At 62.8% G+C, this 24,692-nt stretch carries 24 protein-coding genes and 1 pseudogene; 14 read left to right on the top strand and 11 right to left on the bottom strand.

The window, feature by feature from the left end; genetic code table 11:
• Positions 1 to 8: 8 nt before the first annotated feature.
• The 6 genes from X760_RS41995 to X760_RS41970 form a co-directional block, all read right to left on the bottom strand.
• A complete protein-coding gene (locus X760_RS41995; RefSeq protein WP_023716707.1) occupies positions 9 to 1,256 on the bottom strand; it encodes an ABC transporter substrate-binding protein in 1,248 nt (415 codons plus the stop codon).
• 46 nt (positions 1,257 to 1,302) lie between these two features.
• Positions 1,303 to 2,328 (bottom strand): branched-chain amino acid ABC transporter permease, encoded by a 1,026-nt coding sequence (locus X760_RS41990; RefSeq protein WP_023716706.1) that lies wholly within the window; start codon positions 2,326 to 2,328, stop codon positions 1,303 to 1,305.
• Positions 2,325 to 3,326 (bottom strand): branched-chain amino acid ABC transporter permease, encoded by a 1,002-nt coding sequence (locus X760_RS41985; protein WP_023716705.1) that lies wholly within the window; start codon positions 3,324 to 3,326, stop codon positions 2,325 to 2,327. The genes X760_RS41990 and X760_RS41985 overlap by 4 nt, the downstream gene beginning before the upstream one ends.
• 74 nt (positions 3,327 to 3,400) lie before the next feature.
• Entirely contained in the window at positions 3,401 to 4,741 is a 1,341-nt protein-coding gene (locus X760_RS41980; protein ID WP_023716704.1) for an amidohydrolase family protein, read from the bottom strand.
• 54 nt (positions 4,742 to 4,795) lie between these two features.
• Positions 4,796 to 5,575 (bottom strand): alpha/beta fold hydrolase, encoded by a 780-nt coding sequence (locus X760_RS41975; protein ID WP_023716703.1) that lies wholly within the window; start codon positions 5,573 to 5,575, stop codon positions 4,796 to 4,798.
• Positions 5,572 to 6,450, bottom strand: a complete 879-nt coding sequence (locus X760_RS41970) for a fumarylacetoacetate hydrolase family protein (RefSeq protein WP_023716702.1) — start codon at positions 6,448 to 6,450, stop codon at positions 5,572 to 5,574. Before X760_RS41970 ends, X760_RS41975 begins: the two co-directional genes overlap by 4 nt.
• A gap of 21 nt (positions 6,451 to 6,471) precedes the next feature.
• Here X760_RS41970 and X760_RS41965 point away from each other — a divergent pair, with 21 nt between their 5' ends.
• Positions 6,472 to 7,317, top strand: coding sequence for an FCD domain-containing protein (locus tag X760_RS41965; protein ID WP_245278491.1), 846 nt, complete (start codon positions 6,472 to 6,474; stop codon positions 7,315 to 7,317).
• A gap of 43 nt (positions 7,318 to 7,360) precedes the next feature.
• Here the strand turns inward: X760_RS41965 and X760_RS41960 are convergent, their stop codons facing one another.
• Positions 7,361 to 8,209, bottom strand: a complete 849-nt coding sequence (locus X760_RS41960; protein ID WP_023716700.1) for a MurR/RpiR family transcriptional regulator — start codon at positions 8,207 to 8,209, stop codon at positions 7,361 to 7,363.
• A gap of 215 nt (positions 8,210 to 8,424) precedes the next feature.
• Here X760_RS41960 and murA point away from each other — a divergent pair, with 215 nt between their 5' ends.
• The 9 genes and pseudogenes from murA to X760_RS41915 all read left to right on the top strand — a co-directional run bounded on the left by murA (position 8,425) and on the right by X760_RS41915 (position 19,017).
• Entirely contained in the window at positions 8,425 to 9,681 is a 1,257-nt protein-coding gene (murA, locus tag X760_RS41955; RefSeq protein ID WP_023716699.1) for a UDP-N-acetylglucosamine 1-carboxyvinyltransferase, read from the top strand.
• Positions 9,678 to 10,568 (top strand): N-acetylglucosamine kinase, encoded by an 891-nt coding sequence (locus X760_RS41950; RefSeq protein WP_023716698.1) that lies wholly within the window; start codon positions 9,678 to 9,680, stop codon positions 10,566 to 10,568. The genes murA and X760_RS41950 overlap by 4 nt, the downstream gene beginning before the upstream one ends.
• A gap of 168 nt (positions 10,569 to 10,736) precedes the next feature.
• A complete protein-coding gene (gene murQ / locus X760_RS41945; RefSeq protein WP_023716697.1) occupies positions 10,737 to 11,660 on the top strand; it encodes an N-acetylmuramic acid 6-phosphate etherase in 924 nt (307 codons plus the stop codon).
• Positions 11,661 to 11,759: 99 nt separating this feature from the next.
• The gene (locus X760_RS41940) at positions 11,760 to 13,280 is read left to right on the top strand and encodes an ABC transporter substrate-binding protein (RefSeq protein WP_023716696.1); all 1,521 of its coding nucleotides are present in this window, start codon (positions 11,760 to 11,762) and stop codon (positions 13,278 to 13,280) included.
• A 34-nt stretch (positions 13,281 to 13,314) separates the two neighbouring features.
• Entirely contained in the window at positions 13,315 to 14,274 is a 960-nt protein-coding gene (locus tag X760_RS41935) for an ABC transporter permease (RefSeq protein WP_023716695.1), read from the top strand.
• Positions 14,274 to 15,113, top strand: coding sequence for an ABC transporter permease (locus X760_RS41930; protein WP_023716694.1), 840 nt, complete (start codon positions 14,274 to 14,276; stop codon positions 15,111 to 15,113). The genes X760_RS41935 and X760_RS41930 overlap by 1 nt, the downstream gene beginning before the upstream one ends.
• Positions 15,110 to 16,858, top strand: a complete 1,749-nt coding sequence (locus X760_RS41925; RefSeq protein ID WP_023716693.1) for an ABC transporter ATP-binding protein — start codon at positions 15,110 to 15,112, stop codon at positions 16,856 to 16,858. Before X760_RS41930 ends, X760_RS41925 begins: the two co-directional genes overlap by 4 nt.
• A gap of 72 nt (positions 16,859 to 16,930) precedes the next feature.
• Entirely contained in the window at positions 16,931 to 17,932 is a 1,002-nt protein-coding gene (locus X760_RS41920) for a serine hydrolase (RefSeq protein WP_031193321.1), read from the top strand.
• Positions 17,933 to 17,937: 5 nt separating this feature from the next.
• Positions 17,938 to 19,017, top strand: a pseudogene (locus X760_RS41915) (anhydro-N-acetylmuramic acid kinase).
• Here X760_RS41915 and X760_RS41910 read toward each other — a convergent pair.
• Positions 19,018 to 19,446, bottom strand: a complete 429-nt coding sequence (locus X760_RS41910) for a GNAT family N-acetyltransferase (protein WP_023716691.1) — start codon at positions 19,444 to 19,446, stop codon at positions 19,018 to 19,020.
• Between the two features lie 49 nt (positions 19,447 to 19,495).
• Entirely contained in the window at positions 19,496 to 20,677 is a 1,182-nt protein-coding gene (locus X760_RS41905; protein WP_023716690.1) for an MFS transporter, read from the bottom strand.
• Between the two features lie 48 nt (positions 20,678 to 20,725).
• Between X760_RS41905 and X760_RS41900 the strand changes: the two genes are divergently transcribed.
• The 4 genes from X760_RS41900 to X760_RS41890 all read left to right on the top strand — a co-directional run bounded on the left by X760_RS41900 (position 20,726) and on the right by X760_RS41890 (position 22,881).
• Positions 20,726 to 21,265: an Lrp/AsnC family transcriptional regulator gene (locus X760_RS41900; protein ID WP_023716689.1), complete on the top strand. Its 540-nt coding sequence runs from the start codon at positions 20,726 to 20,728 to the stop codon at positions 21,263 to 21,265.
• A gap of 138 nt (positions 21,266 to 21,403) precedes the next feature.
• Positions 21,404 to 21,943, top strand: coding sequence for a dihydrofolate reductase family protein (locus X760_RS41895; RefSeq protein WP_023716688.1), 540 nt, complete (start codon positions 21,404 to 21,406; stop codon positions 21,941 to 21,943).
• Positions 21,944 to 21,965: 22 nt separating this feature from the next.
• Positions 21,966 to 22,199 carry a sigma factor gene (locus tag X760_RS77730; RefSeq protein ID WP_245278490.1) on the top strand — a complete coding sequence of 78 codons (234 nt, stop codon included), beginning with the start codon at positions 21,966 to 21,968 and terminating at the stop codon, positions 22,197 to 22,199.
• 31 nt (positions 22,200 to 22,230) lie between these two features.
• Positions 22,231 to 22,881 (top strand): sigma factor-like helix-turn-helix DNA-binding protein, encoded by a 651-nt coding sequence (locus X760_RS41890; protein WP_245278489.1) that lies wholly within the window; start codon positions 22,231 to 22,233, stop codon positions 22,879 to 22,881.
• A 74-nt stretch (positions 22,882 to 22,955) separates the two neighbouring features.
• Here X760_RS41890 and X760_RS41885 read toward each other — a convergent pair whose 3' ends face one another.
• Together X760_RS41885 and X760_RS73580 are read right to left on the bottom strand one after the other, a co-directional pair.
• Positions 22,956 to 24,215 carry an ABC transporter substrate-binding protein gene (locus X760_RS41885; RefSeq protein ID WP_023716687.1) on the bottom strand — a complete coding sequence of 420 codons (1,260 nt, stop codon included), beginning with the start codon at positions 24,213 to 24,215 and terminating at the stop codon, positions 22,956 to 22,958.
• Positions 24,216 to 24,263: 48 nt separating this feature from the next.
• Complete coding sequence (locus X760_RS73580; RefSeq protein WP_023716686.1) at positions 24,264 to 24,692, bottom strand: DUF4440 domain-containing protein; 429 nt, start codon at positions 24,690 to 24,692, stop codon at positions 24,264 to 24,266.

The following is a 24,692-nucleotide window of genomic DNA, read 5'->3' as shown; positions in this document are numbered from 1 at the left end:
CCACGCGGTTACGGGCAGCTCGGATTGTCGCGGCTGACAGCCCCAAGCTTGGTGAACTCGTCTTCGGGAATGCCCAGCGTCTGGTTGACCTGCGACACGACTTTGACGAGCTTGTTCAAAAGATTGCCGTCCGGCCCCTCGGTCACCTCGGTCAGGTAGATGTCGGCAATCGCGTTGCGGTTCTTGTCCAGTGACACCTTGCCGGTCGGCGTGTCGAAAGACAGTTTCGAGAGTGCGTCACGCAGTTTGGCGCCGCCATCGGCGACATCGCCGCCGACCTGTTCGAGACCGAGCAATGTCGCCTTCATGTTGACGTAATAGCCGTGGGCGAAGAGCGACGGCGAGGGAAAGGCACCTGGCTGCTTCTTGTAGGCTTCGACGAAAGTTTTCCAACTAGGCGCGTCGTTGGTGTCGGCGGTTGGTCCGGCGGAAGGCGTGCCGACCAGCACGTCGCGCAGCTTGCCCTTCGAGGTCAGCACCGTCTGGTCGACGGTGATCGAGCCACCAATCAAGGGGGCCGCGCCGCCGCCCTGCTGATACTGGGTCAGGAAGTTCACGGCGTCGGCGCCGCCAAGCGCGACGTAGATTGCATCGACGTCATCGGGAATGGCCGCGATAACCGACGAAAAATCCTTGTTGCCGATCGGCACCCAGGATTTGGACGGCACCTTGCCGCCTGCCTTGCAGAACTCGGCCATGAAGCCGAAGACCTGCGTATACGGGAAAGAATAGTCCTCGGCGACCGTAGCGACCCGCTTGTAGCCTTTGTCGTTGAAGGCATAAGTGCCGAGACCGGCCATCCACTGCGCGCCGTCGGTCGAGAAGCGGAAGAAGTTTTCCGCCGGATTGCGCAGCGTCGTGTCCTGCGCCGCCGAGGTGCCATTGATGAAGGTCACGGTCGGCTGGGTCTTGGCATAGTCCTTGACGGCGAGGCCCTCATCGCCCGAAAGCGGGCCGACCAAAACCTTGACACCATCCTGCTCGACCAGCTTGCGCGCAGCGCGCACGGCGCTATCAGGTGAAGCGTCGGACGAGCCTTTGACGATTTCGATCTTCTTGCCGGCAACCATGCCGCTGACCTCGTCGAGCGCCGTCTTCGCGCCGCGCTCGCCGTCTTCGCCGAGCACCGTGAACGGTCCCTCGAAAGTGGCGAGCAGGCCGATCTTGATCGTGTCGTCGGCGGCTAGCGCCAGAGACGGAGCTGTCAGCCCGGTGGCAAGCGCCAGCGCAAGCAGTGTGCGTCGATGTATTCTCATTTTTTCCTCCCTTTGATTGATTGATGCAGTTCATTCCGCTCCGGCGTCACGGACCGGAACGCAAGGACTCCTGAGCTAGCTGCGGTCTGATCCTCCCCCACAACCCAAGAATTCCATCCGGCGAGATGAAGACGATCACCAGGAACACCAGCCCGATCAGCGCGTTGAAACGCTCGGCTCCGACAAGGTCGATGGCAAAGGTCTGCATCAGGACAACGACGAGCGCGCCGAGAAAAGGCCCGATCGGGTGGCGCAAACCGCCGATGACGGCGATGATCAGCACGTCGATGGCTGCATCGACGCCGATCGTGCCGGGTGAAACGCGCCCATTGAACCAGACCAAAAGCACGCCTGCGACACCGGCAATGATTCCAGCCAGGAACCATGCGAAGACCTTGTGTGCGGTGACGTGATAGCCGAGCGCGCGCATGCGACGCGGATTGTCGCGGATTGCCTGCACGGTCATGCCGAAGGTCGAGCGGGCGCCGTAGAGTATCCCCGCGTAGGACAGCACCGCCGAACCCAGGCAGAGATAATAGAAGGCCTTCGGGTCGCGCCAGTTGACGCCCCAGAACACCGGCGCGCGAATGCCGGCATAGCCGGAATGGCCGTTGAAGATCGCGTAGTTTTGCTGGGCGAAATAGAAGGTCGCGGTGGCGATCGCCAACGTGATCATGATGGTGTAGATGCCTTCGGTGCGCACCGAGATCCAGCCGATCAGCGCCGATGCCACCGCAGCTGCCAGAATGGCGAAGGGTGCTGCGATCCACCACGGCCAGCCGAGGCCGAGCACGTTCGAATTGTTCTCGCCGAGGATGGCGATGGCATAGGCGGCGATGCCGGCGACAGTGATCTGGGCAAGGCTGACCATACCGCCATAGCCGGCCAGCATCATCAGCGACAGTGCGAGCATGCCGAAGATCAGCGAATAACCGCCGATCTGCGTCAGGAAGAAATCGGATGCCACCAGCGGGTAGAGAACCAATGCTACGGCAAGGATGATGTGACCGGCGCCGAGCTTCTCCAGCCAGTTCTGTCGAGGCGCGGCGCCTACGGCGACGGTCAGGCTCATCGCGCTTTCCCCATGATGCCTTGCGGCCGCACCGACAGCACTACCACCATGATGACGAAGGTGAGCACGATGCCGTAGGTCGGGAAATAGACGAGGCCGATCTGTTCGGCGAGGCCGATCAGCAGCGCGCCGATTGCAGCACCGGTAATCGAACCCATGCCGCCGACGATGACGACGACGAGCGAGGCCAGGAGATAGCGGACGTCCTCGCCGGGCGCAACCGACAATGCCGAGCCGCCGACGACGCCGGCAAAGCCGGCAAGCCCGGCGCCGACGGCAAAGACGATAGCAAAGACCGCGTGTACGTTGACGCCCGAGGCCGACAGCATGGCGCGGTCGTCGACGCCGGCGCGGACCATCATGCCGACGCGCGTCTTGTGCAGCATCAGCCAAAGGCCGATGCCGATAACGATCGCAGCCGCCAGCACGACGACGCGATAAAGCGGGTAGGTGAGAAACACCGAGACGCCGTTAGACCGCACGGCCGTGACCACCGGTAAGGTCAGTGCACCGTCGAGCCATTCCGGCACCGGGATCTGATAGGTGCCGCCGGCCCAGACCGCCAGCATCAGGTCGGCGGCGACGATCGAGATACCGATGCTGACCAGGGTCTGGCGAAGGTCGTCGCCTTCCAGTCGCCGGAAGACGAAGATCTGCATGACGACGCCGACAAGGGCCAGAACGATGAAGCCCGCGGCGACACCCAGCAGCCAGTAGCCGGTGCGGTTCGCCACCTCATAGCCGATATAGGCGCCAAGCAGATAGAGCGAGCCATGCGCCAGGTTGACGTTGCGCATCAGGCCGAAGATCAGGGTAAAGCCGCTGGCGACCAGGAAATAAAGGCCAGCCAGGGTGATGCCGTTGAGGATGGCGCTGACGAATGCCTTCTTGGAAATCAGGATGGCGTTCAGCCAGTCCGGCCAGACGGCAAAGACCAGCCATGCAATGACGGCAGCTGCGAGGAGCCAGAAAAGACCCCACGCCTGTCTGCGCGTCATGCCGCCGCCAGAAATCTCGAGCCCCGAAGTCTTAGGCCGCGAAATGTCGGGCGAAGATGGCCGGTCCAGAATGCTCATGCGGTCAGCCGGCGGCGCTGCTCATTCAAGCGCGGCGCCTTGTGGAACTTGCCGTCCTTCATGATGGCGAGGATGCGGTTCTTGTCCTGCAGGATGCGCACGTCCGATATCGGGTCGCCGTCGATCAACAGCAGATCGGCGAGATAACCTTCCTTGATCATGCCGAGCTCGTCGGCCATCCCCATGATCTGTCCGCCATATTTGGTCCCGGCCTGGATTGCCTCCATCGGCGAGAAGCCAAGCATCTCGACGAAGGTCTGGATGTCCTTGGCGTTGGTGCCTTGCGGCGTCCAGGCAAAACCGTAGTCGCCGCCGATGCAGACGCGGATGCCGCGTCGATGCATCTTTTTCATCGTCTCGATGCACATTTCGAGCTCGCGCTCATATTCGAGCGAGAGCGGCGAGCCGGGCTTGATGCCCCATTGCTCGGCATGGCGCGCGGTGTTGATCAGCCAGGCGATGCCGGGGGCCACGAAATGCTTGTCCTTGGCCGCCTCGAGCATGTCGAGCGCTTCCTCGTCGGCAAACGAAGCGTGGTAGATGTTCTGGATGCCGTGGCGGACACATTGCTTGACCGAGCCGGATGAGCGCGCATGCGCCGACAGCACCTTGTTGCGGCAGCGCGCCTCGGAGGCGGCCATGGCGACCTCTTCCTCCGACATCGGCGTTTCTTCGGCGCCCATGCCGGTGATGCTTTCGCCGGACAGATTGAGCTTGATGGAATCGACACCGTATTTGATCAGCTGGCGCACCGTGCGGCGGATTTCCTCGGGACCGGAGACAACGATGCCGAGATTGAGGCCTTCATGCGGAATGTGCGAAGGCGCGGAATCGCCGAGGCCGCCGACCGTCGTGATCTCGGGACCGGCGGCGAGGTAACGCGGCCCGGGAAAACGCCCCTGATTGATGAATTTCTTGCACACCACGTCGAGCCGCGGCTTGGCGGCTGCGGCGCCGCGGCCGGCAGTGAAGCCGGCGTCGAGTACCAGCTTGGCCATCTCCATGGTGACCAGCATGTGCTCTTCCACCTCCATCATCTGGATCGGGTCGATGCCGGGCGCGTTGTTCCAGGAGAGATGCAGATGCGCGTCGATCATGCCCGGCATCAGCGTCGCGCCCATGCCGTCGATCGTTGTGACACCGCCTGACAAGCCGCTGTAGGAGGACGACACAGCCGGCGAGCCGAAACGCGACGAGCCCTTGGTGATCTGCTTGATACGGTTGCCCTGAACCAGCACTTCGCCGGTGTAGGGGTATTCGCCGGTCGCATCGAGCACGCGCACATTGGTAAAGAGCGTGCTGCCCGAACCGTTTCCGTTCCAGCCGTCGTCTGCCATCAGAAAACCTCCCAAACTGTCGGGCGCACTGTTTTTACGCCCGAATTCCGATCCTCACCTATCAACGCGTCTCAAAAAATCGGCGAGCCTTTGGCTGCTTTCGCGGGGGCACTCCACCGTGGCCCAATGTCCGCACCGATCGAGGGACAAGAATATCGCTCCCTTTATCCTGTCGGCAAGCGCCTGGCCGACGCTCATCGGATTGATCGTATCGGCGTCGCCGGTAACCAAAAGGGTCGGCGCTGAAATCCGGCGCGTATCCACAGCCGTGGCCTTGGCCAGGGCTTCGCAGGTGCGGGCATAGGCTTCCGGGTCCTGCCTGGTGATGGATTCGCGCACGAAGGCGACGGCGGCCGGCGAGGTCTCCCTGGTATGGGCCGACAGTGCATTGGCAACGATCTGGTCGGCGATGTCGGCGATACCGCCCGATCGCGCCAATCGCGCCCGGTTGGCAAGGCCTTGCCGCGTCGCCTCAGCTGGCTCGGCGAGAGCACCGAACAAAACCAGCGACCTGACCAGCGACGGCTGCATCGCTGCGACCAACTGACAGACGATCGTGCCCATGGAGTGGCCGACGAAATGCGCCCGGGTGACGCCCATGCCCGCCATGGCGCGGATGACGGCGTCGCTCATGACCTCGATCGTCAATGGATCGAGCGGCCGCGGCGAGCGGCCGGATCCAGGCAGGTCGAGGCGGATGACACGGTAGGCCGAGAGCGCCTCCAGCTGCGGCTGGAACATGTTCGAGGTTCCGCCGAGACCGTGGATCATCACCACCGGCTCGCCCTCGCCGGCGACTTCCGCGACAATCGGACCGACGGTGACAGTCGTCATTGCACCCGCTCCACGATCCGGTTCTCCAGCGTCCCGATGCCGTCGATCTCGACCCGCACAATGTCGCCGGCTTTGAGATATTTCGGCGGATCAAAGCCGATGCCGACACCGACCGGCGTGCCGGTGGCGATGATGTCGCCCGGCTTCAAGGTGATGCCTTGCGAAAGCGTCGATATGATCGTCGGAATATCGAAGATGAGCAGCGATATTTTGGAATTCTGGCGGAGGTCGTCATTGACGAAACAACGTACCGAAGCGTTTTCCAGGTCGAGCTCATCCTTGGTGATCGCCCATGGCCCCATCGGGCAAAACGTATCCTGCGACTTACCGATTAGCCATTGGCTATATTTTCCCTGCAGGTCGCGGGCAGTGACGTCGTTGACAATCGTATAACCCCAGACGTGATCGTAAGCCTCGGCTTTCGAAATGCCGCGTCCGCCCTTGCCGATAATGACCGCCAGTTCCGCCTCATAATCGATCGCAATCGATATGGAAGGGTCGATCAGCACGTTCGAATGTGTTGCAACGACCGATTCGGGGACCTTCGAGAAAATGATCGGATGTTGCGGAATGGCGCCGGCACCGGCGCTCGAATCGAAGCCGCTGCGGGCAAACTCGTGGGCGTGTTCATAATAATTCTTGCCGACGCAAAAGATGTTGCGGGCAGGCAAAGGTATCGGCGCCTCGAGCTCGACCTGCGCCAGCGGAACCGGCGACAGCGTGCGCGGCATCCCGGCGCCGTTGCGCCGCAACAGCGCCAGCACGCCAGACAGCGCCTGGTCAACAGGGATATCGAAGGGGGCGACCGACTGATTGTCGACATCGACAACGCCGACGCGACGTTCGCCTGCAATCGAAAACGTCGCGACCTTCATTCGTTCCTCCCTGAACCTTTTATGAGCCAATATAAGCTCTTTCGTTACACGCTATCGCCGATTGGTTTAGGCTGCAAGAGGGTTTTCGTCACTTGTCGCGGTAAATCGGGCCTTGACCTCATCAGGTACTGGACCGGCAGGGCGCCGGCTGATAGTATTGGTTCAACATTGGATCAGATTAAAAGCTCTCAACAAATGCCCAAGCTCGTCGCCAACGACATCGCCACTGTGCTGAAAAAACGGATTTCGGCCGGCGAGTGGCTTCAGGACGGGCGGATGCCGCCCGAGCGCGACCTTGCGGCCGAGTTTGGCGTGGCGCGCAATACGGTGCGTCGTGCCGTCGGCTTCCTGGAGGAGGACGGAACGGTTGTCCGGCATGTCGGGCGCGGCACTTTTCTGACTGCGACCAATCCCGATTCCATCGCGGCGACGGTCACGCGGATGGAAGGCACCAGCCCCGCCGACATGATGGAGATCAGGCAGTTGCTGGAGCCAGCGGCGGCGGCCTTCGCCGCCACAAATGCCAGCATGGCGGAACTAAACGCGGTTCGCGAAGCGCATCAGACCGCATGCGCTGCCGAGGACATGCCGGACTTCGAGCATTGGGACGCCGAGTTCCATCACTGCGTCTTCGCCTGCTGCCGCAATGACTTCCTGAAAGAGATTCACAATCTCATGCGCACGATCCGCAACCAATCGCCGTGGTTCGAAATGAAAAAGCGCTCATTCTCGGAGGAGCGCAGGCGCGTTTATTGCGACGAGCATCAGACAATATTGGACGCATTGCTGCGCCGCGACCCGGAAAGCGCCAACCAGGCGATGCTCGCCCATCTCAAGACAGTCGAGCGCAACCTTCTGGGCCGCTAATAGACGCGCGGCTCAAGGAGAGCGGGTGAGATGCGTCCAACGACTAAGCCTTCAGTACCGAGACGGCCAGTTCGCTGTTGTGGACGTATTCGTTGGCGTCAGGCTGCTTCTGCACGAGCAGGATGAACAGCAGGTCGGTGAGCGTCAGTTGTGCGTCGCGCGCGGTTATCGACGAAGAGCGCGCGCGCTCTTCATCGGCGATCGTGTGGAGGCGAATGTCGGCAACGCGGCTCAGCGGATTGTCGCGAAGTCCAGTGACGGCGATCACGGTGGTGCCACGTTTGCGAGCCAGTTCGGCTATCCGCAGGGTTTCGATGCTCGCCCCGGAATAGGAGAGCGCGAACAGCACGTCGCCTCGTCCAAGCGTCGAGACATTGGCCATTTGCACATGGCTGTCGCTGTCGTGCAGCACGTTGCGGCCGAGCTTCATCAGCTTGTAGGAGAAATCGCGCGCCACGAGCGAGGATGCGCCGACGCCGGCCAGATGAATGCGGCGCGCCCCGTTCAACGCTTCGAGGGCTTTGCCGATTTCCTGCTCGGTGTTGGCTGCGACGGTCTGTTGCATCGACAAGAGCTTGCTGCCGATCAGCTTGCGCAAGATGACCAGATAGCTGTCGCCGACCTCGATCGAACCGTGGATCATGCCGGCCGGCACGTGCCATTCCTGCGACTTGGCCTCGCTGACGGCGAGCTTGAGCTCCTGATAGCTGGCATAGCCGAGCTTCTGGCTGAACTTGACGACGCTCGACTGACTGCGGCCGATTTCGGCGGCGAGCGCCGCCGTCGACAGGCGCAGCATCTGGTCGGGATTGTCGACGATGTACCGCCCGATCTCGCGATCGCCGGGCGCCATGATCTCGAGCTTGGCCTCGATCTTCTTCAGGACGGACATGCGTTCCCCTGTTGCCAGTCATCGACAATGCCAAGCCAAGGAATAAATTATTCCGTTCCTGATTGACAGCCAAGAATGATCTATCAAATCTCGACCCGTGCGGTTTCGGCCTAGCCTTTCGCCCACACCAACGATCGGACATGCACGGGAATTCGGACATGAAAGATCGCCTGCAAGCGCGTAGACTCGCCGACACCTTGGATTAGGTCAGAGCCATGGATAGATTGCGGATCGTCGGCGGGCACAGGCTTGAGGGCGCGGTGACGATCTCCGGCGCCAAGAACGCGGCCTTGCCGCAAATAGCGGCAGCTTTGCTCAGCCCCCACCCGCTGGAGCTGACCAACCTGCCTGAGGTGACCGATGTCGACAACATGCTTGGCGTCGTCGGGCTTCATGGGGCTGAAGTCACCAGATCGGCGCATGCCGCCACAATCGATGCCAGTGCTGCCGTCTCCAGGGAGACAAGCTACGACACAGTCAGGCGCATGCGCGCGACGGTGCTGGTTCTCGGTCCGCTGCTTGCCCGCTTCGGCCATGCCCGGGTCTCGCTGCCTGGCGGATGCGCGATCGGCGCACGGCCGGTCGACATGCATGTCGCCGCGCTTGCGGCACTTGGCGCCGACATTGCCATCGAAAACGGGCTGATCGTCGCGTCTGCGCCGGGCGGGCTGAAAGGCGCGCGCATCGTTTTGAGCTCGCCGTCGGTCGGCGCGACCGAAACTGCAATGATGGCGGCGACGACTGCAAACGGCGAGACCGAGATCCTCAACGCGGCCCGTGAGCCGGAGGTGGCCGATCTTGCCGCCTGCCTGAACGCCATGGGCGCGCGGATCGAGGGCGCCGGCACGCACCGCATCCTGATCGCGGGCAGCACAGACTGGCGCGCCGCCACGCACGACATCATCCCGGACCGGATAGAGGCCGGCACCTATGCTGTCGCAGCGGCCATCACGGGCGGCCAGCTCGAGCTGACCCATGCCCGGCTCGAGCACATGGCATCCGTCGTCCAGCTGCTCGAAGCCAGCGGCGCGAAAATCTGGCCGGGCGATCGCGGGCTGATCGTATCGAGAGATGGGCCACTCGAGGCGGTCGACGTGACGACGGAGCCCTATCCGGGCTTTCCGACCGATCTTCAGGCGCAGTTCATGGCGTTGATGTGCTGTGCCGAGGGCGCTTCGCTGTTGCGCGAGACGATCTTCGAGAACCGTTTCATGCATGTGCCCGAACTGATGCGGCTCGGCGCCAATATCAAGCTGCAAGGCACCATGGCGCTGGTGCGCGGAGGCGAGAAGCTGAGGGGCGCGCAAGTGATGGCGACCGACCTGCGCGCCTCCGTCTCGCTGGTGCTGGCGGCGCTGGTGTCCGAAGGCGAGACGACGATCAACCGGGTGTACCACCTCGACCGTGGCTATGAGCAGCTGGACCGCAAGCTCCGCCTGTGTGGCGCCCAGATCGAGCGGATAAGTGGATGAGTGCCGGCGCGGCGTCTCCGCATTATTTCCTGGGCGTCGATGGCGGCGGAACCGGCTGCCGGGCGCGTATCGAAGACGAGGCAGGAACTGTGCTCGGGCAAGGCCTGTCGGGCCCGGCGACAACGCGGCTCGGTATAGAGGCGGCCTGGGCCTCGATTGCCAAAGCCTTTGGCGCGGCGATCGAAGAGGCAGGGTTCGCGGCGGCGGAAATCGCCAGGATCCGCGCCGGCATCGGTCTTGCCGGCATCGGCCGCAAGGGTGCGCTCGAGGCGTTTCGTGGCATCGAACATCGCTTTGCGAGCATCGACTTCGTCAGCGACGGCGTCGCGGCTTGCCTGGGCGCTCATTCGGGTCAAGACGGCGCCATCGTCATAGCCGGAACCGGTTCGATCGGGCTCGGCTTTGTCGAAGGGCGCGACATGCGCGTCGGCGGCTACGGTTTTCCGATTTCCGACGAGGGCAGCGGCGCCGATCTCGGACTAAAGGCAGTGCAGCTTGCCTTGCGTGCCCATGACGGCCGGCATGAGCGGACGGCGCTGCTGACCGAGGTGATGCAGCGCTTCAGGGACGATCCGTTCGAGTCGGTGGCCTGGATGGACCGCGCCACCGCGACCGACTATGCCGCCTTGGCGCCGATGGTGATCCGCCACGCCGACCAGGGCGATCCGGCCGGACGGCGCATCGTGCAAGGTGCTGCCGAGCAGGTCGACACGTTCGTGCGGGTGCTGTTCGAAAAGGGCGCGCCGCGGGTTACGCTGCTCGGCGGTCTGTCCAGCCCGCTAGAGCCATGGCTCGCTCCCGACGTCCGCCGACGTCTGAAGCCGGCCGATGGCGATGCGGTTTCGGGAGCCATAATCCTGGCTAGGAAATCCCTGTGTCAGCGATAGTGCTCCTGCCTGAAGGAATATTATATTCCTAGTATCCGTTGACACGAGGAATATCGAATTCTAAAAAGTTAACCAAGCAGAAGCAAGTTGCCGGTCGCCGGCTGCGGGCACTGGTCGTCGGCTGGCACCGCATCACATTCCTGCTCACAGCAGATTGAAAGCAAGCAAGTGGTCGAACACGGGTTGATGTCGGAGCTGGAGCGATTGGTTTCCGAGGACCGGAATCCGAAGACGATGGACATCGATCTGTTGCCGACCCTCGAGGTGCTGCGCAAGATCAATGACGAGGACAAAGGCGTTGCGGCAGCCGTCGAGAAGGTCATCCCCGACATTGCTGCGGCCGTGGACCGGATCGTGAGCGCGTTCCAGAAAGGTGCACGCCTTGTCTATATGGGCGCGGGCACGAGCGGCCGGCTTGGCGTCCTCGACGCCTCGGAATGTCCGCCGACCTTCGGCGTGCCCGAGGACATGGTGATGGGCCTGATCGCCGGCGGCGTCGACGCGCTGGTGCACTCCGCGGAAGGCGCGGAGGACGATCCGAAGCAGGGAATAAAGGCGCTGCAGGACATCAAGCTGACCGCCGGCGACGTGGTGGTCGGCATCGCTGTCAGCGGACGCACACCCTATGTCATCGGCGGCTTAACCTATGCCAAGCAGGTGGGAGCCACCACCGTGGCGCTGTCCTGCAATCCGCGATCGACCATTGCCGGAATTGCCGATATTGCCATCTCTCCGGTGGTTGGACCGGAGGTCCTCACCGGCTCGACCCGACTGAAATCGGGAACCGCGCAAAAGCTGGTGCTCAACATGCTGTCGACCGCCAGCATGATCCGCATCGGCAAGAGCTATCAGAACCTGATGGTTGACCTCAATCCAAGCAACAAGAAGCTGATCGCCAGGGCGGTCAGGATCGTGATGCAGACGACCGGCTGCGCGGCGCAGCAGGCACGACAGGCACTCGACCAGACCGGCAATGACGTAAAACTGGCAATCCTGGTGACGATCACCGGCATGGGCGTCGAAGAAGCACGTAAGGCGCTTGCCAATGCGGGAGGTTTCCTGCGCAAGGCGATAGGCGAAAAGACGGTGTAAGACCGCATGGATGCTGGGCCGATGTTCCGGGGCGTGTGTCCCTTTGAACCGGTCCGGGGAACTGCAAGGCATCAGGTTTAACAATAATGGGAGACGACAATGGTACGGCACATTGGCAAGAAACTGCTTTCCGGGATGACGCTTGCGGCAATGCTGGCCATTGCCGCGGCACCGGTGCAGGCGAGTGCGGCGACGCTGCACATGGCCTGGTCGCAGGACGCCACCGGTCTTGATCCGCACAAGCAGACGGCATTCTCCTCGCTGCGGTTGCTGGAGCTGATCTATGAACCGCTGGTACGGCTCGACGCCAATCTGCAGATCACGCCCGCGATTGCCGACTCCTGGCAGTTCTCGGCGGACGGCAAGGAGCTGAGCTTCAGGCTCAATCCGAAAGCAAAATTCCAGAACGGCGCCGCCGTGACCTCGGCCGACGTCAAGGCATCCTTCGAGCGCATACTCGACGAGAAGACCGGTGCGGCCGCCCGCGCCAACTTTCTCTCGATCGCCAGCATCGACACGCCCGATCCAGCCACCGTCGTGTTCCACCTCTCGCAGCCGGATGTGCCGATCCTGACCGCGATGAGCGACGTCAATGCCGCGATCGTCCCGGCAAGCGAAATCACGGCCGGCTCGATCGGCACGACGACGGTCGGCTCGGGTCCGTTCAAGCTCGAAAAGTGGGATCCTAATTCCAAGGAAGTGCTTGTCGCCAACAAGGATTGGGCGGGCGGCGCGACCGGTGTCGACGGCATCGAGATCAGCGTGCTGCCGGACGAAACGGCGATCCTGGCGGCGATGCGCACCAAGCAGATCGACTTCGCCCTGCTCAACGATCCACTTGTCGCCACGCTGGTGCCCAAGGAAGCCAGCCTGCAGTTGAACCGCGTGCCGGTGCTTGCCTACCACGTGCTGCAGCTCAATCCGTCCCGCAAGCCGATGACCGAACTCAAGGTGCGTCAGGCGATATCCTGCGCCATCGACCGGCAGGAAGTGCTGGACACCGCCTCGCTCGGCGAAGGCAAGGTCACCGGCCCGCTGACCATCCCGGCGCTGGCGACCGATCCGAACCAGTTGTTCTGCTATAAGCGCGACATTGACAAGGCCAAGCAGTTGATGGCCGAGGCCGGCTATGCCGACGGCTTTTCGGCGACCGTGATCGGCGCCACCGGCGAGCCGCCGACAGCAGCGGCGGAAGCCCAGGTGATCCAGTCGCAACTCGCCGAAATCGGCGTCAAGCTCGATATCAAGATGATGGAGCTCAACGTCTATGTCGATGCCTGGCTGAAGGGCGATTTCGACATGGCCGTCGCGCTGAACGGCGGCAGGGCCGATCCCTACACTATGTACAACCGCTACTGGACCAAGACCGGCAATCTGCAGAAGGTGGCGAACTATATCGACGATACGCTGGACAGCCTTATGCAGAAGGGCCGCACCGAGACCGACCCGGCGGCGCGCAAAGCGATCTTCGCCGACTTCGAGAAGCACATCACTGAGATGTCGCCCTGGATCTGGCTCTACACGTCCTACAGCTACACGGCCCAGCAGAAGAATATCGCAGGATTCGAACCGGTGCCGACAGGTTCGCTGTTCAGCCTCGCCAAGGTGACGATCCAGTAGCTGCTTCGATGCCGGACGAGAGGATATTATTCGCGTGAACTATCTGATGCGGCGACTGGCGACCTTCCCTCTCGTCCTGCTTGGCGTGTCCATCGTGGTGTTCCTGGCGATCCGGATGGTTCCGGGCGATTCGATCACGGCAATGCTGGGAACCGAAGCCGGCCTGCTGACGCCTCCTCAGCGCGACGCGCTTGCGGCCTATTTCGGCATCGACCAGCCCTGGTTCATCCAGTACTGGCGCTGGCTGCTTGGTCTTTTCCAAGGCAATCTCGGCATTTCGTCCACCTATGGCAGGCCGGTGCTCGGCGTCATCCTCGAACGCTTCCCGCTGACGCTGGAGCTTGCGCTGCTGTCGATGATCATCGCCCTTGTCGTCGGCATGCCGGCCGGGATCTTTGCCGCCACCCACAATGAGAAGCTTTCCGATCTCGGCGTGCGCGTTGTCGCAATGATCGGACAATCGACGCCGAACTTCGTCCTTGCACTGCTGATCATCTACACGCTGTCGGCGGGGTTTGGCGTTTTGCCGGCGATGGGCGAGTTTTCGCCGCTGTGGCGGGATCCGCTGCGCAATATCGGCCAGCTGTTGCTGCCGGCCGTCACGCTCGGTTTCGCCTTCGCGGCGTCGGTCACCCGTATATCGCGTTCGGCGATGCTCGACGTGCTGAGCGACGATTACGTCAGGACCGCGCGCAGCAAGGGCGTCTCGGCGCGCGGCGTCATCTGGCGGCATGCTTTGCCCAATGCGCTCATCCCGGTCGTGACGCTGAGCGGCATAGAGTTCGGCTATCTCCTGGGCGGGGCAGTCATCGTCGAGCAGATCTATGCGCTGCCCGGTCTCGGCCGCATGGTGCTGGACGCCATCCTGCAGCGCGACTATGCGCTGGTGCAGGGAAGCGTGCTGTTCATCGCCTTCAACTTCATGATCGTCAATCTCCTCGTCGACCTCGCCTATGTCGCGCTCGACCCGCGTATTCGGCTAAGCGAGCACTGATGGCGACATTGCGGGCCATACTTGCGCACACCAGCGGCCGCATCGGCGGTGCCATCGTTGCGCTTTATCTGCTGCTTGCCGTACTTGGCATGCTGGGGCTGACGCCGGACAATCCGCTGACGCAGCACCGGGTCGAGCGGCTGCATGCGCCTGACAGCACGTACTGGATGGGCACGGATCTGTTCGGCCGCGATGTCGCAAGCCGGCTGATGACCGGGATCGGCCAGTCCTTCCTCGTGGCCTTCTTTTCGGTCGCCTTCGCGACGCTGGCCGGCACCGTGCTCGGGCTGGCGGCAGCCTGGTTCGGGCGCCGCTGGGACGGCCTGGTGATGCGCATCATGGATGTGCTGCTGGCATTCCCGGCGATCCTGCTGGCGCTGCTGATCGTCGCGGTTGCGGGACCGGGAACCTGGACCAGTGTCGTCGCCATTGCCATCGTCTACACGCCGATCTTCACGCGCGTGGTGCGCGGCCCGGCTCTGTCGCTGAAAGCGCGTGAGTTCGTCGACGCGGCCCGCACGTTCGGCAGCAGCTCGAGCTACATCGTGACACGGCATCTGCTGCTCAATCTGGTCGCGCCGTTGACCGTTCAGGTGACGCTGGCGCTGGCCTGGGCACTGCTCACCGAAGCCGGCTTGAGCTTCCTCGGGCTCGGCACGCAGCCGCCCGCCGCGTCGCTCGGCCTGATGCTGAGCGACAGCCGCAACCTGATGGAGACGGCTCCCTGGTTGATGATCTTCCCGGGGGTGGCGATCATGATCAGCATCCTCGGTTTCAACCTGCTCGGCGATGCGTTGCGCGATGTGCTCGACCCGAAGACGCGGAGATCGATCGCATGATCCCGCTGCTGTCCGTCAGCGGTTTGCGCGTCGGCTTCGGCCGAAAGCCGTCAGCCAATGAGGTCGTGCGCGGCGTCAGCTTCGATCTCGCTGACGGCGAAACGCTGGCCATCGTCGGCGAAAGCGGCTCGGGCAAATCGGTGACGGCGCTCTCGATCAATCGCCTTGTCGATTATGGCGGCGGCCGCATCACCGCGGGCTCGATCAAGCTGAAGCGGGCCGACGGCAGCATGTTCGACCTGACCGCCGCGGCCGAGCCGCAGCTGACGAAGATCCGCGGCGGCGAAATCGGCATGATCTTCCAGGAGCCGATGACCTCGCTCAATCCGGTGCTGACCATCGGCAGGCAGATCGAGGAGTCGTTTCGCCTGCATCGCGGCCTGACCGGCCGGCAAGCGACGGCGGCGGCCAAGGACGCGCTCGACCGTGTGCGCATTCCCGACGCAGCACGGCGGCTGAAATACACGCCCAACCAGCTTTCGGGCGGCATGCTGCAGCGGGTGATGATCGCCATGGCGCTCGCCTGCAACCCGCGCCTGCTCATTGCCGACGAGCCAACGACGGCGCTGGATGTTACGGTGCAGGCGCAGATCATGGCGTTGCTCGCCGAGTTGAAGCAGGAAACCGGGATGTCGATGATCTTCATCACCCACGATATCGGCTTGGTTGCAGGTATCGCCGACAAGGTGATGGTGATGCAAAGCGGAGAAGCTGTCGAGCAAGGCGCGCTGAACCAGATATTGGACGATCCGCAGCATCCCTATACGCGGCATCTGCTTCATGCGGTGCCGCATTTCGCCGGCGGCAGTGCGACACGCAAAGACATGCAACGCGAAAAGCAAAAAGCTACCGAGCCGGCGCTGAAGGTCGATGGCCTCGTGGTGCGATTTCCCGTCAAGGGTGGCTTTTTGAGCCGCGCCAGCGGTGCCGTGCATGCGGTGGACGGTGTGGATTTCGACTTGATGCCGGGCGAAACATTGGCCGTCGTCGGCGAGAGCGGTTCCGGAAAATCCACCGCCGCCCGTGCGATTCTGGGGCTGGTGCGCTCGACGCGCGGCACAATCTTGGCCAGCACGCGCAAGGCCGCCGCCGGGCAGAGCGCCCTTCCCGTGCAGATGGTGTTCCAGAATCCCTATGGCTCGCTTAATCCCAGGCTCGCCATCGAAAGCATTCTTGCGGAACCGGTGATCGCCACGGGCGGGCGGATAACTGCTGAGACGCGAGCGAAAATGGCCGCGCTGCTGAACCGCGTCGGCCTGCCGGAAAACAGCCTGCAGCGTTATCCGCACGAATTCTCCGGCGGCCAACGCCAACGGCTGTGCATTGCCCGTGCGCTGATGCTCAATCCCTCCGTTGTCGTCCTCGACGAAGCGGTTTCGGCGCTCGACGTATCGGTGCAGGCCAGAGTGCTGGAGCTTTTGATCGAGCTGCAGAGTGAATTCGGGCTGGCCTATCTGTTCATCTCGCATGACATGGCTGTGGTCGAGCGGATCGCCCATCGCATCGCGGTCATCTATGCCGGCCAGATCGTCGAGATCGGCGATGCCAGATTGGTGCTCTCGGAGCCGAAGCACTCCTATACCAAACAGCTTATCGCGGCCGTTCCCACCATAGACCGGCGGCATGAACGTTTCGAGCTGGACACGCGCCAGGTTCCCTCGCTCGTGCGTCCGCTGGGATTTGAGCCGGGCCCGGCCAAATGGCAGCAGTTCGGGCCGGATCATAGAGTACGGGTGGAAGTGTGATGATTGTCGCCCAGACGGATGCAAGGCCAGAGGGAGTGGGACGGATCGCTGCTTTTCAGACGGAGGCCGCAATTGATCGACCATGATCTTTTCGACCGGGCGTTTGCCCCACTCGAAGCGGCGGTGGCTGCGTCGCGCATTCCCGGCGGGGTGCTCGGCATGGTCGACCGGGACGGCCAACGCGTCGTCCGGGCAATCGGCTCGGCCCAGCGGGTGCCGAAGGTGCGGCCGATGCATGCCGAAACCTGGTTCGATCTGGCATCCCTGACAAAAATCATCTTCAGCACGCCGCGTATATTGGCACTGGCGGAAGAAGGCGTCATCGACCTCGAGGCGCCGCTGATTTCGGTCCTGCCCGACCTTCGCCAATATGACGAAAAAGCCTGGGAGCGGACGGTGACGTTTCGCCAGTGTCTCGGCCATCAGACACCGTTTCCCGCCGTCGCGCCGATCTACACCTATGGGCGTGACCCCGAGCTGTTGCGCGCCTTTGTCTTGCAGCGCGAGTGGCAGGTCGGGGAGCCGGTCTATTCCGATATCAACTTCATTCTGCTCGGCTTCGTCCTGGAGCGCCTGTCCGGCAAGACCATTCGCGACATGGATCCCGGTCCGGGCTTCGCGTTCTCCGCCGAACCGGGTCAAGCGGCGGCCACAGAAGATTGCACATGGCGCTATCGCGTGCTGTCAGGCGAGGTCCACGACGACAATTGCTCGGCATTGCAAGGGGCCGGTCACGCCGGGCTGTTCGGAACGGCAGCTTCGGTCCTCGACTTTGCGCGAGGGCTGCTGGACGGGACCGGCGCGTCGCAGCGCTCGATAGCGCTGATGCGCACGCCCTTGTCGGCAACCCGCACCCATGGCTGGGAGCGACCCTACGAAGGCTGGTCCGGCGGCCGGCTGTGCAGCCCCGAAACCATCGGGCATACCGGCTTCACCGGCACCGGGCTTTGGGTCGACTTCGACAAAAGCAGAGCGTGGACCTTGCTCACCAACCGGATCCATCCGACACGTCATTTCAACAGCGGGATCGCAGCGCTTCGCCAAGCGGTCGGCGATCTCGTCAACGGAGCCTGACAATCATGAAAAATGGCGAACCAATGTGGGCCGTCGGCTTGATGACCGGCACCGTGCTGGACGGCAATATCGACGTCGCGCTGATCAAGACCGACGGCGAGCGGATCGCGGATTTCGGCACCTACACGCTGGCCCCCTACCCGCAGTCGATCCGGACCTTGCTGGAAGAGACGCTTAGGCAGGCAAGGAACTGGAATTTCACCGGGCCGGAACCGGCAATCTTCCACGAGGCAGAGGAAGCGCTGACGCGCGCCCAGTCTGCGGCGGTCAAGGATCTTGTCGAAAGCCACGGCCTGACCATGGCCGACATCGGCGTCGTCGGCTTTCATGGCCAGACCGTGCTGCACCGTGCCCCGCAAGTAGGCCGACTGGGCCAGAGTCGCCAGCTCGGTGATGGCGAGCTGATGCATGCCATCCTGGGCACCAAGGTCGCCTATGACTTCCGCTCGGCCGACATGCGCGCCGGCGGCCAGGGCGCGCCGCTGTCGGCGGCCTATCACGCCGCGCTGCTGCGCGAAGCCGACGCCAGCGGCGACACGGCGGTGCTCAATCTCGGCGGCGTCGCCAACATCACCTGGTGGGACGGCAAGGACAATGTCATCGCTTTCGATACCGGACCCGCCAACGCGCCGCTGAACGACTTCATCAAGTCGAAGGGGCTTGGCGAAATGGACCGCGACGGCGCGCTGGCTCGCGTCGGGACGGTCGATGAGGCACGGTTGGCCAAGCTCCTGCAGCACCCGTACTTGACCAAGCCATACCCGAAATCGCTGGACCGTTTCGATTTCGGCGCCTCGATGGCGGACGGGATGAATGNGTCCCGCGAGCGCAGGCCCTGAACGCGCCGGCCGAAGCGGCTGGTGGTCAGCGGTGGCGGTCGCCACAACCCAACGATCATGGCCATGCTTGCCAGCCGCGCCGGCGTCGAAGCCGTGCCGGCGGAGGCGCTTGGCTGGAAGGGCGACGCGGTGGAGGCGGAGTGTTTTGCCTTCCTGGCTGTGCGCGTGCTTAGGGGCTTGCCGATCAGCTTCCCCAGCACGACCGGCGTGCCACAGCCGATGTGCGGCGGACGCCTTGCCGGCTAGTTAAGCCACCAATTTCTTCTGCAGGAAGATACGGCTTCGGCCAATGGGAAAGTCGGCGAGCACACCGAACGGTCGATAACCTTGGCGCTCATAGGCCTTGGCGGCCTTGGGATTGAACGTGTCGATCCAGGCGCCGTGACAGCCGCGCGCCATCGCCTCCCTCTCGGCTGCCTCGAGCATCCGGCCGGCCATGCGCTGGCCGCGCAGCTTTTCATCGACCCAGAGCCATTGCACATAGAGCCAGCCCCAGGCGGTGTATCCCGAGATGCCGGCGACAATCGCGCCGTGCTCATCGCGCACGAACACGGCCAATGTCTTCCTGCCGGAGGCGCCGACATCGCTGTCGTTGAACGCCGCAAGCCGCTCTCCAAGAAAAGCCAGCTCGTGCGGCAAGGGATTGGCGGTTGTCTCAAGCGTTGTATTGTCCATCCAACGAGCATCTATCGAAGGACCGGGCCGAGACGCAAGCCTTGCTGCGCTATAGCTTCGGCGAACGCCACGCCGCTGCCGCAGCAGCGATCAGCATGAGCAAGGCTGCAACCACCGCCGATGCCGCAAACCCGAACGTGGAATAAAGCGGTCCGAACGCCGTGGTGCCGACGAACACCGCGAGATAGGTCACCGCGCTGTTCAAACCCATGATCGTGCCGCGGCGCGCAGGGTCGAGCGCCGATAGGCGCATCACCAGGACGTTCAGCCCGAAATGATTGGCAAGGCCCCAGACGGCTATCATCGCTATGGTCAGGCCGAAGCTGCCACTTGCCGCAGCAATCGCGACATAGACGAGCGCGACGAGCAGATAGGCAAACGGCATGACCCGCCGCGCGCCCAGACGATCGATGACGCCGTCAAGAAGTGCCGCCGTGCCAAAGCCGGCGCCATAGGCGAGCGCGGCCAGCCCGTTGGCACTGACCGGCCGTCCTAGGCCGTTGTGAAGGTGATCGCCGAGATAGCCATAGACGCCATAAAACGCCGTCATGAAGGCGGCGCAGGCGACCAGAAGCGGCACTATGCCGGGAACACCCAAGGCGCCCAGCGGCGTCGGTGCCGGACCGCTCTTCCTGACGTCGCTGAGCAACGTCAACGTGAGGCTGGCCAATGCGAGTGTTGCGAGCACCGCGACCGCCGCGAACACGGCGCGCCAATGCACCAGGTCGGCAAGTACGGCCGACAGCGAAACGCCGGCGACCATGCTCAGCGTCCAGCCGGTCAGCACGACGCCGATGGTCCCGCTTTCACGACCGGGCGGCGCAATCGCGGCGGAGCTGGCATAGATTGCCGGCATGGCGACACCCGCAGCAATGCCGGCGAGAAGCTGGGCCGCGACCAGCGCCGTCACCGTCGGCGCCGCAGCGCTGGCGACGAGCGCTATTGCCAGCAGCAGCAACGCTCCCTGCAGCATGCGGCGGGCGCCGAGCCGGTCGATGTAGCGCGCCAGGAACAAGGCGCTTGCCGACGTACCGAGCCCGAACGCGGCGGACGCGATCATGACCGCCGGCACGCTTGTGCCGAACGACGCGGCCACCGCCGGTGCAATCGGACCGAGCACAAGCGAGTTCGAGCCGATCACGGCAATGCACCCGGTCAGCAGGTAAGCGAGTGCCGGGATTGGCGGCTTGGGGGCCGCTGCGAATGTGGCGACTTGATCACTGTTCGACATATGGCAATAATGGCCGTATTAAATTCTGCATCAATCGGGAATTTTAATATGGATGAAGAAACAGATGGCGTTCCGCAGAACAGGCCTGCCGCCCGCGATATCGATGCAATCGACCGAAAAATATTAGGCGTCCTGGTCGACGACGCGACGATCAGCTATGCCGAGCTCGGCGACCGCGTCGGCCTTTCGCCGCCGGCAGTCCATGAACGCGTCAAGCGCCTGCGGCGGAGTGGCGCCATCCGCAACACCGCGGCCATCATCGATCCCAAGGCGGTACACAAGCCGCTGCTCGCCTTCGTCCATATCGATACCAAGGGGTGGGGAAAGACGCCGGAGCTGATGGCGATTTCCGAACATCCCGAAGTCGAGGAGATCCATTCGGTGGCCGGCGACACATGCATGCTGATCAAGGTCCGCACCGAGGACACGCGGGCGCTCGAAGGCCTGCTGTCGCGCCTCTACGAAACACCCGGCGTCACCTCGACGCGAAGTTACGTGGTGCTATCGACCTATCTGGAGCGGCCAGTGCAGCCGGGGATTACGACGGAGTGGCCGACGCCCCGGCACATGGCCAAGCCGCTCTATTAACTCAAACGATCCTCACGCGTATCCAAAGTCGAACCGGGAACGTCCTAGAGACTGCATCCTGTGGTTATCCATCGGGCCGTTTCGTTTTCGCCGGTTCTTGGGTCTCACGGGACGCCTGTGCGCAACCGGAGATATGCGATGAGAAAATTGATCGTGGGCAGCTTCATTTCGCTGGACGGCGTCATCGAAGCGCCAATGGAATGGGCCTCGCCCTTCTTCGACGAGGAGATGAAGGAGCACTCCTATGAAAAGGCCGGCGAGGCCGATTTTTTCCTGCTCGGCCGCATCACCTATGAAATGTTTTCGGCGCGCTGGCCGCAGGTCAAAGGCAGCAAGTACATGGACCGCATGAACGGACTGAAGAAGCTCGTTGCGTCGCGCAGCCTCAAGGAGGTGAGCTGGAACGCATCGCTGATCGAAGGCGACGTCGCTGCCGAAATTGCCCGGATCAAGCAACAGGCCGGCGGCAACATACTGAAGTATGGAGTGAGCAATCTCGACCAGACGCTGCTCGCCAACAGGCTTGTCGACGAGTATCAACTCTCGATCGTGCCGACCCGCGTCGGGCATGGCAAACGCGCTTTCCAGGATGTCGACCCATCCCTGGTCAAGCTGGAGCTTATAGATACGCACCGTTTCAAGAACGGCGTCATTACGCTGACCTATGTCCCGCTGTGATCCGCCGCCGAATTGAATGCCCATGAAGATGCAGCCAAGACTTGACCCGACCGGGCTTTTCGACGTCCGCTACGCCGGCTTCCTGGAGACAGTCGCGCATTTGCGTGGGCGGCTGCACCGCTACTGTGCACGCATGACCGGTTCGACGCTCGACGCCGAAGACGTGATGCAAGAGGCGCTGTTCGAGGCCTATCGGAAGATCGAGAAGCTGGACGATGCGAGTGCTCTTCGCCCCTGGCTGTTTCGCAACACATAATCGCTGCATCGATTTCCTGCGAAGCCGGCAGGTGCGTCAGCATGCGGAGGCCAATTTCGTCGAAGACGAGATCATCCTGCCGGTCGAGCCGGTGGGCAACGGCGCGGATCGCGCGATCGAACGGCTGGTTATCCACCTGCCGCCCAAGGAACGCGCCTGCGTCCTGCTCAAGGATGTCTTCGACTATTCGCTGGAAGAGATCGCCGATCTCGTCGGCTCGACCGTGGGTGGCGTCAAGGCCGCGTTGAGCCGTGGCCGCTCCAAATTGGCCGCCTTGTCAGGCGAGCCAATCGTCCGTTCGGAGCCCCAGCGCGATCCGGAACTTCTGGAATTGCTCAGCCGCTATGTCGAACTGTTCAATCGCCGCGACTGGGACGGGGTACGGGCGCTGACCAGCGCGGATGCCCAATTGCAAGTCGCGGATTGCTTCAAGGGAAGGCTATCGGAATCACCTTACTTCGTTGAATACGAAAGAGCCTCGACGACCTGGAAAATGGCGATTGGCATAATCGATAGCGAGGCGGTGCTGCTCGTGCTTCACCATGGCGAAGACGGTTGGAAGCCGGCCCATCCGGTTCGGATCGAAGCCGCTGGCGGGATCATAAATCGCGTCACCGATTACTATGCCTGCCCCTGGATCATGCCGGCCGCTGGTGCGGTGGTCGTTTCCGGGCCGGCCTAACCGGCAGCAGGACCTGCAAGTGTCCGGCATCGACCTCAATGAAATGGGATCGATGCCGGACGGGGCATAGGCGCTTACTGAAGTTTCGCCTGCAAGGCGTTGACGTCATCCGTCGTCATTTCGCCGTCGGTCGTCACCTTGCCGTCGACGATCTTCCAGAGCCGGAACGGGCCGGTGATGTCGCCATACTTATCGAAGGCGACCGGACCGATGACGCCTTCGTAGCGGATCGGCTTGCCCTCCTTGATCAGGCCGAGCGCCTTGGCGAACTCGTCCTTGCCGGCATAGATCGGCGTGCCGGCCGGGTCGACCGCCTTGTACATCGCGTCCTTGATCTTGGCCGGATCCTCAGAGCCGGCAATGGCGATGGCCAAGCCGACGATGGCGCCGGCATCATAGGATCGATCGGCCGCCGGGTTCGAGGGTTCGATGCCCGAAAATTCCTTGTAGTTTTTGGTGAAATACTCGGTCGATGCGGTCGGGCTGGTGCCGGAGGAAGTGCCGTACGCATCCTTCAGGTAATCCGCGCCAACGGATTCGATGAAGTCCGGGCTGTTCATGCCGTCATTGAGCAGGAACTTCTGGACACCGCCCTGCGAAATCCAGGTGCGGGCGATGGTCGCGCCGTCGACAGGCGTGCTGACGAGATAAAGCCCGTCCGGTTCGCCGGCCATCGCCGCGGTCACTTCCGAGGCATAGCTCGACTGCTTTTCATTGTAGGGCGTGTCGGAGACGATGGTGCCGCCGAGCGCCTTATAGGCGCGTGAGAATTCCGCCACCATGTTAACGCCGAAGTCGTTGTTGACGTGGATGACCGACAGCTTCTTGAAACCCTTGTCGATGGCGTATTTGGCGGCAGCGACACCCTGCAGCGCATCAGATGTGATGGTGCGGAAGAAGATGCCGTTGGTCTTGCCGTCGCGCCCAAGCGCCGTCAGCGTCGGCGACGAGGAAGCAGGCGACACCTGGACGATCTTGGCCGGAGCGGTGACCGAGGTCAGGATCGGGATCGACACCGAGGAAATGATGCCGCCGATGATCACCGGCACCTTCTTGACCTGCACGAGTTGTGTCGCGGCATCGACCGCGATGTTGCCTTGGCTCTGGCTGTCGCGGGTGTCGGTTGCTAGGTCGCAGCCGCGCACGCCGCCCGCCTCGTTGATATCGCGGAAGGCCATTTCGACCGATTTTGCGCCGGCCTGGCCGTATTCGCCGGCGGGACCGGTCAGTTCCATGACGAGGCCGACCGTGATCTTGCAATCCGCGGCCTGCGCTGCACCGGCCGCTGTCACCAGAGCCAGCGCAGTGGTGATCTGAAGTATGGTCTTTTTCATTGTTGTTCCCCTTTCGTTACACGACTCTCATTGACGCCTTGAGCCTGTTCAGTCTTCCGGCATCTGCAGCCAGGTTTCATGCAGATGTCGCCATTCGACGCCGTTGGGCGCCGATGAGCTGGTGGTGAAGACCGCACTCGAGCGGCGGCGGCTGTGCTTGCCGCCGCGCTGCTGTGCTTCGATGTAACAGACGACGATCGTGTCGTCTGACTGCCAGCCGGCCCGGATATCCTCGATCGAGATACTGAAATCGCCATCAGAGGTGGCGCGGCTTGCCCTGACATGGTCGAGCACCGCGTCACGATCGAGGACCTGACCGTCCGGCGCAACCATGCAGAAGCCTTCGCCCATGACGCGTTCGAAGCGGCTGAAATCTGCATTGTCCGCACTCGCCGCATTGAACCAGTCGACGAAGAAGCGGTGGAGATCGACCACTTCGGCACTGGCGCGGGAAAGCAAGGAGGGCTTCTCGTCCAT

Origin of the sequence: Mesorhizobium sp. LSHC420B00 (assembly GCF_000503055.1) — a bacterium.
Lineage (GTDB): Bacteria > Pseudomonadota > Alphaproteobacteria > Rhizobiales > Rhizobiaceae > Mesorhizobium.
This window is presented reverse-complemented; position numbering and strand designations above follow the sequence as displayed.

What these genes read in the sequence shown, in the direction of transcription:
- X760_RS73580 (WP_023716686.1), bottom strand. Translation starts at nt 24,692, where the DNA reads ATGGACGAGAAGCCCTCCTTGCTTTCCCGCGCCAGTGCCGAAGTGGTC.
- X760_RS41970 (WP_023716702.1), bottom strand. Translation starts at nt 6,450, where the DNA reads ATGAAGGTCGCGACGTTTTCGATTGCAGGCGAACGTCGCGTCGGCGTT.
- X760_RS41975 (WP_023716703.1), bottom strand. Translation starts at nt 5,575, where the DNA reads ATGACGACTGTCACCGTCGGTCCGATTGTCGCGGAAGTCGCCGGCGAG.
- X760_RS41900 (WP_023716689.1), top strand. Translation starts at nt 20,726, where the DNA reads ATGGATGAAGAAACAGATGGCGTTCCGCAGAACAGGCCTGCCGCCCGC.
- X760_RS41960 (WP_023716700.1), bottom strand. Translation starts at nt 8,209, where the DNA reads ATGTCCGTCCTGAAGAAGATCGAGGCCAAGCTCGAGATCATGGCGCCC.
- murA (WP_023716699.1), top strand. Translation starts at nt 8,425, where the DNA reads ATGGATAGATTGCGGATCGTCGGCGGGCACAGGCTTGAGGGCGCGGTG.
- X760_RS41895 (WP_023716688.1), top strand. Translation starts at nt 21,404, where the DNA reads ATGAGAAAATTGATCGTGGGCAGCTTCATTTCGCTGGACGGCGTCATC.
- X760_RS41980 (WP_023716704.1), bottom strand. Translation starts at nt 4,741, where the DNA reads ATGGCAGACGACGGCTGGAACGGAAACGGTTCGGGCAGCACGCTCTTT.
- X760_RS77730 (WP_245278490.1), top strand. Translation starts at nt 21,966, where the DNA reads ATGAAGATGCAGCCAAGACTTGACCCGACCGGGCTTTTCGACGTCCGC.
- X760_RS41885 (WP_023716687.1), bottom strand. Translation starts at nt 24,215, where the DNA reads ATGAAAAAGACCATACTTCAGATCACCACTGCGCTGGCTCTGGTGACA.
- X760_RS41925 (WP_023716693.1), top strand. Translation starts at nt 15,110, where the DNA reads ATGATCCCGCTGCTGTCCGTCAGCGGTTTGCGCGTCGGCTTCGGCCGA.
- X760_RS41985 (WP_023716705.1), bottom strand. Translation starts at nt 3,326, where the DNA reads ATGACGCGCAGACAGGCGTGGGGTCTTTTCTGGCTCCTCGCAGCTGCC.
- X760_RS41990 (WP_023716706.1), bottom strand. Translation starts at nt 2,328, where the DNA reads ATGAGCCTGACCGTCGCCGTAGGCGCCGCGCCTCGACAGAACTGGCTG.
- X760_RS41940 (WP_023716696.1), top strand. Translation starts at nt 11,760, where the DNA reads ATGGTACGGCACATTGGCAAGAAACTGCTTTCCGGGATGACGCTTGCG.
- X760_RS41910 (WP_023716691.1), bottom strand. Translation starts at nt 19,446, where the DNA reads ATGGACAATACAACGCTTGAGACAACCGCCAATCCCTTGCCGCACGAG.
- X760_RS41950 (WP_023716698.1), top strand. Translation starts at nt 9,678, where the DNA reads ATGAGTGCCGGCGCGGCGTCTCCGCATTATTTCCTGGGCGTCGATGGC.
- X760_RS41905 (WP_023716690.1), bottom strand. Translation starts at nt 20,677, where the DNA reads ATGTCGAACAGTGATCAAGTCGCCACATTCGCAGCGGCCCCCAAGCCG.
- X760_RS41995 (WP_023716707.1), bottom strand. Translation starts at nt 1,256, where the DNA reads ATGAGAATACATCGACGCACACTGCTTGCGCTGGCGCTTGCCACCGGG.
- X760_RS41930 (WP_023716694.1), top strand. Translation starts at nt 14,274, where the DNA reads ATGGCGACATTGCGGGCCATACTTGCGCACACCAGCGGCCGCATCGGC.
- X760_RS41965 (WP_245278491.1), top strand. Translation starts at nt 6,472, where the DNA reads ATGAGCCAATATAAGCTCTTTCGTTACACGCTATCGCCGATTGGTTTA.